The organism is Paenibacillus sp. OT2-17, assembly GCF_009827695.1.
Classification (GTDB): domain Bacteria; phylum Bacillota; class Bacilli; order Paenibacillales; family Paenibacillaceae; genus Paenibacillus; species Paenibacillus polymyxa_B.
Genome location: NZ_WUDQ01000024.1, coordinates 18066 through 28734, shown reverse-complemented (window position 1 = coordinate 28734; position 10669 = coordinate 18066). Strand labels below are relative to the sequence as shown.

The window sequence follows — 10669 nt, the reverse complement described above, 5'->3', positions numbered from 1 at the left end:
CGCCTGCTTATTTTGAGTCGTTAGCTCAATTTCAGCCGTTCCAGGAGGCCGTTAAATTTAACGGAGATGTGCTCGTTGTTCATGGCACCTCGGATGATATTATTCCTGTGGATTATGCATTTCTGTTTCAAAAGATATTCTGGATGCGTCCAGAGGGACGCTGTGATAAAGAGATTATTTTCCAGGGGGATCACACTTTCTCGTCAGGTAAAGAGCGGCAACGGCTCATTGATCGGACACTTGAATGGCTGGATGAACAGGAAAATATTCAACGGGATTGGCAGCACTGGATGATCTGATTTCAGTGTGTAACGGATTGTATTGGAAATTGCGCCTCCGCCGGAGTAAAATGGAAGAGTAACACTATACTGGCGTGTGGAGGTTGGCAGCGATGACATTACCCTCAATTTTTGTTGCGCATGGTTCACCGACACTGGCTGTAGAAAATAACGCATATACCAGCTTTCTTGCAAAGCTGGGCGCGAGCCTGCCCCGACCCAAAGGAATTGTCATTTTTTCCGCGCATTGGGATAGCCCCGATCAATGTATTGGCGCGGATGATCAGCATGCAGCGTTGCACGATTTCTATGGCTTTCCCGAAGAAATGTACTCAATCGATTACCCTGCACCAGGCGATCCGAAGCTGTATGAGGAGATAGAGCATCTGTTCAGTCAGCATAACCTGTTCCACCAGCCGGTTCGGAACCGAGGACTGGATCATGGAGCATGGGTGGTTTTGCGGCATATATATCCTGATGCGGACATACCGGTCGTACCCTTATCCATTGATTCTCGGCGCGCTCCCCAGGAGCAATACGAGATTGGACGGATGCTGGCGCCTTTGCGAGAACAAGGGATTTTGATTATCGGTAGCGGCGGATTGGTCCACAACTTGCGGACACTCAAGCAGACGAGTGAGCCAGCCGATTGGGCCGTTCAATATGATGACTGGATTGCACAGCAGCTCCAAGACTGGAATTTGCGCCACCTATTCCAATATGACAAGAAGGCTCCATATGCCAAACAGGCGGTACCTTCTTATGGAATAGAGCATTTTTCACCTTTGTTTTATGCGATGGGGGCTGCGGATCATGAGCGCTCTGCGCATAAGCTTTTTCAGTCGTATGTCCTTGGCTCGTTGAGTCTCAATTGTTGGGCTTTTGGTCAAGAAGGTGATACGTAAATGTAAAAAAAGAACTTCCGAATCCACATGGTGTGTGGGAATGGAAGTTCTTTTGTGTATTTTGCGTCTTTGATTAATTAGAAGGCACGTTCTTTTTTAGCCAAGTGGATACCTGCGTAGTACGCTGATCTCCATTTTGATCCAATAGTGTCATAAATGCTTTCAGCTTTTGAATGTAGGTACTCTTCGAATCCATATTACGTTGAACGACGAATTGATACCCTTTTTTGGCATTCGGATGAATCTTTCCGGTATCATAATCGAATAATGGCGTATTGTTCGTGCCATAGAAAGTATAGAAGAAGTACAGATCGTGCAATTTTTTTATAGCTTGTGTACGGTTGGAATGAGGATATTGGTTTAAAAATGCCTCCTGTGCCAGCACTCGTCCGGCTAACTGTTGATAGCCGATACGGAGCGCGGCATCCTTGGTAGCCGCCTGTCCGGATTCCATCGCCATGATGTCAATATAGCTGCGGATATCTGTCGTGGTGTGCTTCCCGAAGACTTTATATTTTTCATAGTTGATGACTGGGTAGTACATGCCTTCTGCAGTTTCAAGTTTGTAGCCGGCATCTCTTGTTTGAGTTAGCAACTTTTTCAGGTTCACATCGCTTGAACGGCTGATTACATTTGTGAACGAATCACCGGGTTTATAGATTTGATTTATTTTGGTTTGAACAGAGGCCGGGTATAAGGTCTTTGCATAGGAATCCAATTGCTGTTTCTGCGCATTTTCCAGATGAAGCACCATGATGGTAGCTTGAGAGGCTGGAATGGATTGAATATGCTTTTGCAAATAAGTGAATGCCTGAGGTAGCTTGTCGGGTTGGCGTAGTAGCTGCTCGAAGGTCTTGGAGATAAGTTGTACACTTTCTGCCTGAGATGTCATAGTAGACGTCGCCGCTTTGGCTGATGTCGTATATCCCAATCCCATAGTTTGCACTGTGAAAGTTACGGCTGCGAGCATGAGATAGGCTTTGGTAATTTTTTTCATGATATAACCCTCCATTACGTTCTTTGATGTAACTGTAGTGTATAGGGTAAATGTATCGTGAGCATTCCATGTTGTATCCAACTTGTAAACGTTTGGGGGGATGATGAATCCGATAAAAGAGTTCGAGTTAGAAGGAGCTGAAAGACCCCTTGTGAGCATAACAGCGCAAAAAAATAACCATTACCCCGGAGGATAACGGTTATTTTGGGATGTTTAAGCTATTTTTCGACTAGGGTCCGCTGGAAAGGTATCTTTATTTTTACGAAACAGTCCACGCAGGAAGGGCAGTACCCAACGGTCAAAGCCAATTCTTCCGGCATTTGCACCAGCAACTACAAGGAAGATTTCAAACAGCAGGTAGATTGCATTGGTGCTTACTGTACCCGAGAACAGGAACGAGAAGTTCATAACCATAGCCATCAAAGCAGCCAGTGTAGTCAATGTACCGAGAAGCAGGCCAACCCCTACCAAGAACTCACCCAATGGGATCAGGACGTTGAACAAACCTACATTCGGCAGGGCAAAGGCTTCCAGGAACGATCCCCACCAGCCTTGTACAGCGGGATGGTCTCCACCTGTTTTAGCAATGGCCCCCGAGATAAATCCGCCTGCATCGAATCCACCTGTCAGCTTTTCAAGTCCGTGGGTCATCCATTCATACCCTAGATAAACCCGTACTACAGTCAGCAACCACATTGCGACTTTGTTCTCACGTAACCAGCTGTTAAACATTCAAACCACTCCTCTTTCTTAATCTATAATGTTGGTTGTATTTCATTTTGTTGGGGATGATCATCTTTGCTACACCTTTATTGTAGTAGGTTCAGTTACAGTTATTTGTGATAAAAATCACAAAGTCTAAATATTTTTTAAATTTTAATGTCTTCAGATAAGTATTCTATAGATTGGTCATGCTTCAATCAAGACAAAAACAGGAAATAAAGCTTATAATGAGAAAAATAACTAAGTGGAGGGATGAACTTGTCCGGGCCCATTTCCCAACGAAATCATTGGTTGCGTGTGATGGCCTCAGCTCTGTTATGCATGACGCTGATGTCTTGTTCTGCTATGTCCAATACGGGTGAATCTGAATCCGTACCCCAACTGACCAAGCAAGAAACAGAGAAGGAGGCACTTGAACCGCCGAAGGAGCAGTCTATTCCGGCATTTACAGCTCCGCTCACCGGTCTTCCGGTGGAGCAGCCAGTTTTGGAGCGACCGCTCGCTGTCATGATCAACAATGCTCCGGCTGCACGTCCACAGGCAGGACTTAGCCAGGCAGACATGGTATATGAAGTTCTTGCAGAAGGTGGGATTACCCGTCTGGTCGCTTTTTTCCAAAGTCATGGCGGAGATGTAAAGATCGGACCGGTCCGTAGCATTCGACCGTATTTGATTGAGCTGGGCGAAACCTATGGTGCGTTGCCGATACACGCAGGGGGAAGCACAGATGCCTATGCGATTTTACAGCAGCAGCGGAAGGAACATCTGGATGAGATTTCAAATGGAGGGGCTTACTTCTGGCGAAGCAAAGATCGTCGTCCTCCACATAATTTATACACAGACGTGAACAGACTGCGCAAAGGAAGCGATAGTAAAGGGTATGCCAAGCAGACGGACGTTCCAGTATATTCTTACCTCAAATCCGGTGAAACCCCAGTTATGGTGGACGAGACTGCATCATCTTTACAAATTCGGTTTTTGCTTAAAAGCTATCGGGTATCTTATACCTATGATCCAGCGGATCAACAATATAAGCGTTTTGTGAACGAAAAGTCACATGTGGATCAAAATAATAACCAACAGCTCTCAGCAGCCAATGTCATTGTGATGAGCGCTAGACATCGAACGTTGGATGATGTAGGCAGATTAAGTGTTGAGTTGGACGGTAGCGGAGAGGCCATGGTGTTTCAACAAGGACGGTTAATACAGGCTGAGTGGCAACATACACCAGGTGATGCGATTCGTTTTATGAAAAATGGGGTTGAAATCCCGTTAACACCAGGTACATCCTATATACATGTGGTACCTGCAGATACTTCACTAAAGGAACATGTAACCATAGAAGCAAATTAGAAAACGAAATACACCTTTTTAGGGAAAAAATGTCGGATAATGACCTTCCATGTCGGGCAATGTATACGTATATCATGAAATTTGCTTTTACAAACATTACAAAAACATTGATGAGTGTGATAAGATAGCAAAGGTTGTCTATTGCAGTCGAAACAGGTTGCGGATATTTTCGTAAAGGGGTAATCGTTATGAGATTGAAGAAAAAGGATATATTCTTCGAGACGTTGGAAAATATGGCAGATACGATCGTGCAAGCAGCCGATTATTTTGCCCAACATACTTCAAATCTTCAGGATGTAACTTTGTTTACAAATGAAATGAAGAAGTATGAAAATAAGTGTGATGATTACACACACACGATTATTACTGAGCTGAACAAGACCTTCATTACGCCGTTGGAACGCGACGACATCATGGAACTGACAACAACCATGGATGATGTGTTGGACGGTCTTGAAGCGACGGCTTCTCGTTTTTATATGTACAATATTACGGAGCCGGACGAGTATATTGTGCAGTTCGCTGATATTTTGCGTCAATCAGCTTACGAAATTCAGAAAGCTGTGCATTTGCTTTCACAGAAAAAATTGCTGGCCATTCGTGAATACACTATTCGCCTGAATGATTTGGAAAATCAGGGGGATGAATTGTTGCGTATTTGCATTAAAAACCTGTTTGCAACTGTAACTGACCCTATTGAACTGATTAAACGCAAAGAATTGTACGAACGCCTTGAAACGACAACGGATTCATGCGAGGATGTTGCAAATATGCTGGAATCCATCATTATGCGTAACTCGTAAGGGAGTCCTTTTACATGGATACAAGTTTATTGGTATTGGGTATTGTTATTTTTCTTGCTCTTGCATTTGATTTTATTAATGGTTTTCATGATACGGCGAACGCGATTGCAACTTCGGTATCGACCCGTGCATTGACCCCGCGACGTGCGATTATTATGGCTGCGGTCATGAACTTTCTCGGGGCAATATTGTTTACAGGGGTTGCGAAGACCATTGGTGGAAGTGTCGCTGATCCAACCAAGCTTACGAATGGAATTGATATCGTCATTGCGACGCTGATCGCTGCGATTATCTGGAACCTCTTAACCTGGTGGTTCGGTATTCCTTCATCCTCTTCTCATGCATTGATTGGTGCATTGGCTGGAGCGGTGTATGTAGGTGCGGGATCGGATAAATTAAACTGGAGCGGCTTCATCGGGATTGTCGAAGGACTTATTTTCTCCCCGTTGATTGCTTTTGTTGTCGGTTACATCGTGATGATGATTTTAAAATATATCTTCGCTCATCGTAGTCCGCATACGGTGAACAAAGGGTTTCGTACAATGCAGGTCATTACAGCAGCGCTTCAGTCGTTCACGCATGGTACGAATGATGCTCAAAAGGCGATGGGGATTATTACATTCGCACTCGTTTCGGCGGGGTATCAGGACCATTTGGAAGTACCCATGTGGGTAAAAATTTCAGCCGCAACAGCCATGGCGCTGGGTACGTCTATCGGGGGCTGGAAAATCATCAAGACGATGGGAACCAAGATTTTTAAAATCGAGCCAATTAACGGATTCGCAGCTGACATTTCGGGAGCCTCTGTTATTTTCACAGCTACATTGCTTCATTTGCCCGTAAGTACTACTCATGCCATTACTTCGGCTATTTTGGGTGTGGGTTCTGCGAAGCGCTTTTCCGCTGTGCGTTGGTCGCTGGCCGGTCGAATTATTATTACTTGGGTGATAACCATACCGATTGCTGCACTGTTATCTGGATTGATTTTCAAAATTCTTTTTTAGTTCATTATTATTTCTTGAAAAAAAGGTACACACTATAGAATACACAATAAGCTTCCGTCCGCTTTTTGCGGCAGGGGCTTATTGGCATTCTAGGATAAAACTGCTTCTTCAAAGTTCACACATCCAGATAGTTCCATGAAACGTTTTTCAAAAAATACCTGACATCAAAGTAGTCAATTTTTAATAACTCCTGTAGAATAAACAGAAAACTTTGAACCGTTCAACTGACTGGAGGAAATTATGCAAAAATCTAGAAAACTAATAGCACTCATGATTTGTTTGTTTTTTGTGGTTGCCCTGGCCGGTAATTTCGGTGTAGTGGCACATGCAGAAAATAAAACAAAGTATGATATCGGCACGGATACAACGTTCGCGCCTTTTGAGTTTGAAGATGTAGATGGTAAATTTGTCGGTATCGACATGGATTTGCTGGCAGCTATTGCCAAGGATCAGAATTTTGAATATACCATTAAGCCCCTTGGCTTTAACGCGGCAGTGCAGGCCCTTGAAACGAATCAAGTGGATGGTGTCATTGCCGGGATGAGTATTACCGATGAACGCAAGCGGAAATTTGATTTTTCCGAGCCTTATTTTGATTCAGGCGTCGTCATGGCGGTCCGCAAGGATAATGATACGGTTAAACGCTATGAGGACTTGAAAGGACAGCGTGTCGCTGTCAAAACAGGAACGGAAGGTTACACATTCGCAGAATCCATTAAGGCCAAATACGGCTTTACTACAGTACCGTTCGACGATTCTTCTCAAATGTATGATGAAGTTAAAACAGGTAATTCGGTTGCCTGCTTTGATGACTATCCGGTACTGGCATACGGTGTAAACCAGAATAACGGCCTTAAGTTGGTAACAGATAAGGAAAAAGGTGCTTCTTACGGGTTTGCTGTTAACCAAGGCAAGAACCAAGAGTTGCTGGAGAAATTTAATGCAGGGCTTGTTAATCTGCGCAATAGCGGGGAATACGATAAAATTTTGGCTAAATACCTTGGCGAATCGGGCAAAGGTGTGGCGCCTGTAGAAACCAGCCGCTGGGGCCTGATTTCCGCTTCGCTGCCTTCGCTGATTAAGGGCATGGGAAATACGTTGCTGTACACACTTGTATCTTTACTCGTAGCCTTTATCCTAGGGTTGGTGTTTGGCTTTATGAAGGTAAGCCATAACAAGGTGTTCCGTGGTATTGCAACTGTATTCGTCGATATATTCCGCGGTATTCCGCTGATCGTGCTTGCTTTCTTTATTTACTTTGGTATTCCACAGGCACTGGATTTCAAAATGCCGCTTTTTGTTGCGGCTGTATTGACGTTATCCCTGAATGCGGGTGCGTATGTAACTGAGATCATCCGTGGTGGTATTCAATCCATTGATCCGGGACAAATGGAAGCAGCTCGTTCGCTTGGTCTACCCTATCGGACGGCTATGCTTAAAATCATTTTGCCACAAGCTGTGAAAATCATGATCCCGTCGTTTATCAATCAGTTGGTTATTACGTTGAAGGATACGTCCATTTTGTCTGTTATCGGTTTGGTCGAATTGACCCAATCGGGTAAGATCATTATTGCGCGGACATTCCAATCCTTTGATATTTGGCTGGTAGTAGCGGTGATGTATCTTATCGTCATTACAGTACTGACCAAAATTTCCAACCGTCTTGAAGGGAGAGTTCGCCGTGGGTAAAATTATCGTTAAAAACCTGAAAAAAAGCTATGGTAGTAATCAAGTGCTAAAGGGCATCGACATGCAAGTACGTGAAGGCGAAGTTGTGTGTGTCATTGGCCCGTCTGGTTCGGGGAAAAGTACGTTTTTGCGTTGTATGAACATGCTTGAAGAAATTACAGCAGGTGAGGTCATTGTTGATGACTACAACTTGAGTGACAAAAACGTGGACATTAACAAAGTCCGTGAAAATATAGGTATGGTATTTCAACATTTCAATCTGTTTCCGCATATGACCGTGCTCAAGAACATTATGTTCGCGCCGACTGAACTGGGCAAACAGTCCAAGGCAGAGGCGCGGGAAACGGCGATAAAGCTGCTGGATCGTGTAGGTTTGGCCGATAAGGCAAATGCACTGCCAGGACAGCTTTCCGGCGGTCAGAAGCAGCGTGTGGCGATTGCACGTGCGCTGGCAATGAGCCCAGACATTATGCTGTTTGACGAGCCTACCTCGGCGCTCGATCCTGAAATGGTGGGCGAAGTGCTCGGCGTAATGAAAGATCTGGCGCGTGAAGGCATGACGATGATGATCGTAACGCATGAGATGGGTTTTGCACGCGAAGTAAGCGACCGTGTCGTGTTTATGGACGGTGGTTACATCGTAGAAGAAGGAACGCCACAAGAGGTATTTGGTAATCCGAAAAATGAGCGGACCATTAGTTTCCTGGAAAAAGTATTGTAAGTGGTGCAGGGTTTGCCGGGAGTACAGGCGAAGGCATAGTGTTGACCACTCCGCGTTCCATTTGATCTTTCGATCGCTGTTGCCCCTGAATTTTTTGGATTGTATAAGATCTTATAAGGTGAAAATTCAGGGGCAAAGGCGAACGCTCCGCTTCTCCAGATTCAAATGGAGCGCTCCGCTACTACTTGCTGAGCGCTCCTTTCTTCGCAAAAGCCTGCCCCATTTTAAATGGGTGGGTATAGGCAGAAGGAATTGGCGCAGCGCTTTGCTTGCTGCGCCGAGGGGGATATAGCGAGGTAAGCATCCGACCGCTTAGTGGCTTTTCGTGTGCATCTTTAATGAACGTGAGTGATTTTTCTTTTATGATGCTTATTTTCGTAAGTGGAAGGCTTGCTTTGAAGATAAGAACTACTCTGCACGAGGATAAAGGATATCTTGGGAGGCATGTTGGCCCGGAGATATCCTTTTCTTTATTAAAAGGAATTTAGAACTTGAGATTTGTATAATGTTAATTGGCTTATATAAAATATAAATAACATATCAGACGGAAGTGTAAGCGAGGGGGACGTACGGTGATACGTACATTGGCTATAGGTCATGATCATCAGGTAACAGTGGGAAAACCACTGGATCAGATCGTCATGGAGGATTATATATGGATGTGGGTAGATTTTAGCGAGCCTACAGATCGCGAGACGGAGCTGCTGACGAGTTATTTTCATTTTCACCCATTGGCTGTGGAGGATTGTATGCATGTTCTGCAACGTCCCAAATTGGATTATTACGAGGATGTGCAGTTTCTGGTCGTGCATGCGCTTGATGTAGATACGTTAGCTGCGGAAGAAGTGGATATGTTTATTAGCAGTCGTTTTTTGGTTACATATCACCATCATGAGTTAGAGGAGCTGGATCAAGCCTGGGAGCGGATTGTCCAGCATGCGAATGAACGCAAAATATGGTCGCGAGGACCGCTGGCTGCAGCCTACACGGTGATGGACAAGCTGGTAGATAACTATTTTCCGAGCCTTTTTATGATTGAGGATGAATTAGCCGAGCTGGAGGGCTTGGGCGGTCGCGAATCCGTAGAGGAATTAATGAAGCAGGTGTTTGACCTGCGTGGCAGGCTGCTCAAGCTGCGCCGTACCATCGTACCCATGCGTGATCTAATGTACCGAGTTTTGAATTCGCAGCATGTGCAGGGCCAAGGAGATCATATGGCTTATTTTACCGATATATATGATCATTTATTGAAGCTGACAGACATGCTGGAGGCCGACCGCGAGATGACAGCCGACCTGAGGGACAGTTATATATCGCTCAATTCCAATCGCATGAATTCAATTATGAAGACGCTGACCGTAATTACGACCGTTTTTATGCCCTTGACGCTGATTGCAGGAATCTATGGTATGAATTTTTCGAATATGCCCGAGTTGGGCTGGAAATATGGATATTTTGGTGTGCTGTTCTTCATGTTTTTGTTGAGTGTTGCAATGGTGATCTGGTTTATGCGCCGAGGCTGGTTCAAATAGTATAGTCTACTTTCTTTTGCGTTTGCGCGGACGTCTGCGCGTGGTGGTGGTGCTTTTGCGCTGTGTCTTTTTCCGACGTGGGCGTGGTGGTGTGTATTCATCCAATTCCTCGGTGATATCTGTTGCAGAATTTTTGCTCGCGGATTTACCGAATGCTGGGAGCGAGCCCATAATCAGCTTCGCCATTGGAGCAAATTGCTGCACACTGGACATGACCTTTTGCACCTTGCCGACCGTAGCAACAATTCCATCAATACCACCCATACGGTCAATGAAGCCTTTGATTTCGTTGAGATTACTGAGGTTGCCAAGCCCCCCAAGCAGTCCTCCTTTGGCTGGAACCGGGTCTGGTGTGACCACGGCAGAATCCGTAATACTCGCTGGCGCCTCGTAAGGAACCAGCCCGGAAGAACCGGCTTGCGGAACCTCGTTGTATGGATCGAGTCCGGGATAAGGAGATGAACTATACGGATCGGAAAGGGAGCGCTGTAGCGGCCTCCGATGATAGTAGTGTCCAGGCATGAGATCACATTCCTTTGCAGGTTGATACTCTACTGTATGTTACAAACGCACAGTGGGTTTAGGCGCGTGTCCCGAAATCGGGTATAAAAGCGGATTTGGGCATTCGTACGGTACGTTTCTATGGTCATAATGTTGTTCTGTA

11 protein-coding genes are annotated in these 10669 nt (G+C 45.1%); 8 read left to right on the top strand and 3 right to left on the bottom strand.

The window, feature by feature from the left end; all coding sequences use genetic code 11:
- A partial coding sequence (locus tag GRP75_RS07425; protein WP_160788980.1) for an alpha/beta hydrolase occupies positions 1 to 299 on the top strand: 299 nt, incomplete at its 5' end.
- 92 nt (positions 300 to 391) lie between these two features.
- The gene (locus GRP75_RS07420) at positions 392 to 1183 is read left to right on the top strand and encodes a dioxygenase family protein (protein ID WP_160788979.1); all 792 of its coding nucleotides are present in this window, start codon (positions 392 to 394) and stop codon (positions 1181 to 1183) included.
- A gap of 73 nt (positions 1184 to 1256) precedes the next feature.
- Here the strand turns inward: GRP75_RS07420 and GRP75_RS07415 are convergent, their stop codons facing one another.
- Both GRP75_RS07415 and GRP75_RS07410 read right to left on the bottom strand, forming a co-directional pair.
- Entirely contained in the window at positions 1257 to 2180 is a 924-nt protein-coding gene (locus GRP75_RS07415; protein WP_160788978.1) for a hypothetical protein, read from the bottom strand.
- 213 nt (positions 2181 to 2393) lie between these two features.
- The gene (locus GRP75_RS07410; protein ID WP_023987083.1) at positions 2394 to 2912 is read right to left on the bottom strand and encodes a DoxX family membrane protein; all 519 of its coding nucleotides are present in this window, start codon (positions 2910 to 2912) and stop codon (positions 2394 to 2396) included.
- 249 nt (positions 2913 to 3161) lie between these two features.
- On the opposite strand from GRP75_RS07410, the gene GRP75_RS07405 reads away from it, so the two are divergent.
- The 6 genes from GRP75_RS07405 (at position 3162) to corA (ending at position 10005) form a co-directional block, all read left to right on the top strand.
- Positions 3162 to 4256, top strand: coding sequence for a DUF3048 domain-containing protein (locus GRP75_RS07405; RefSeq protein ID WP_023987084.1), 1095 nt, complete (start codon positions 3162 to 3164; stop codon positions 4254 to 4256).
- A 188-nt stretch (positions 4257 to 4444) separates the two neighbouring features.
- Positions 4445 to 5059, top strand: a complete 615-nt coding sequence (locus GRP75_RS07400; RefSeq protein ID WP_007428879.1) for a DUF47 domain-containing protein — start codon at positions 4445 to 4447, stop codon at positions 5057 to 5059.
- A 14-nt stretch (positions 5060 to 5073) separates the two neighbouring features.
- Positions 5074 to 6063, top strand: coding sequence for an inorganic phosphate transporter (locus tag GRP75_RS07395; RefSeq protein ID WP_023987085.1), 990 nt, complete (start codon positions 5074 to 5076; stop codon positions 6061 to 6063).
- Between the two features lie 240 nt (positions 6064 to 6303).
- Positions 6304 to 7752 carry an amino acid ABC transporter substrate-binding protein/permease gene (locus GRP75_RS07390; RefSeq protein WP_023987086.1) on the top strand — a complete coding sequence of 483 codons (1449 nt, stop codon included), beginning with the start codon at positions 6304 to 6306 and terminating at the stop codon, positions 7750 to 7752.
- Positions 7745 to 8473, top strand: coding sequence for an amino acid ABC transporter ATP-binding protein (locus tag GRP75_RS07385; RefSeq protein ID WP_075153752.1), 729 nt, complete (start codon positions 7745 to 7747; stop codon positions 8471 to 8473). The genes GRP75_RS07390 and GRP75_RS07385 overlap by 8 nt, the downstream gene beginning before the upstream one ends.
- A 572-nt stretch (positions 8474 to 9045) precedes the next feature.
- On the top strand, positions 9046 to 10005 hold the full coding sequence (corA, locus tag GRP75_RS07380) for a magnesium/cobalt transporter CorA (protein WP_160788977.1): 960 nt from the start codon (positions 9046 to 9048) through the stop codon (positions 10003 to 10005).
- A gap of 6 nt (positions 10006 to 10011) precedes the next feature.
- On the opposite strand, the gene GRP75_RS07375 is transcribed toward corA, so the two are convergent.
- Positions 10012 to 10527 carry a hypothetical protein gene (locus GRP75_RS07375; protein ID WP_053324668.1) on the bottom strand — a complete coding sequence of 172 codons (516 nt, stop codon included), beginning with the start codon at positions 10525 to 10527 and terminating at the stop codon, positions 10012 to 10014.
- Positions 10528 to 10669: the final 142 nt, after the last annotated feature.

Excerpts from the sequence above, each read along its gene's own strand:
- GRP75_RS07420 (WP_160788979.1), top strand. The coding sequence starts at position 392 with ATGACATTACCCTCAATTTTTGTTGCGCATGGTTCACCGACACTGGCT.
- GRP75_RS07415 (WP_160788978.1), bottom strand. The coding sequence starts at position 2,180 with ATGAAAAAAATTACCAAAGCCTATCTCATGCTCGCAGCCGTAACTTTC.
- GRP75_RS07410 (WP_023987083.1), bottom strand. The coding sequence starts at position 2,912 with ATGTTTAACAGCTGGTTACGTGAGAACAAAGTCGCAATGTGGTTGCTG.
- GRP75_RS07400 (WP_007428879.1), top strand. The coding sequence starts at position 4,445 with ATGAGATTGAAGAAAAAGGATATATTCTTCGAGACGTTGGAAAATATG.
- GRP75_RS07395 (WP_023987085.1), top strand. The coding sequence starts at position 5,074 with ATGGATACAAGTTTATTGGTATTGGGTATTGTTATTTTTCTTGCTCTT.
- GRP75_RS07390 (WP_023987086.1), top strand. The coding sequence starts at position 6,304 with ATGCAAAAATCTAGAAAACTAATAGCACTCATGATTTGTTTGTTTTTT.
- GRP75_RS07375 (WP_053324668.1), bottom strand. The coding sequence starts at position 10,527 with ATGCCTGGACACTACTATCATCGGAGGCCGCTACAGCGCTCCCTTTCC.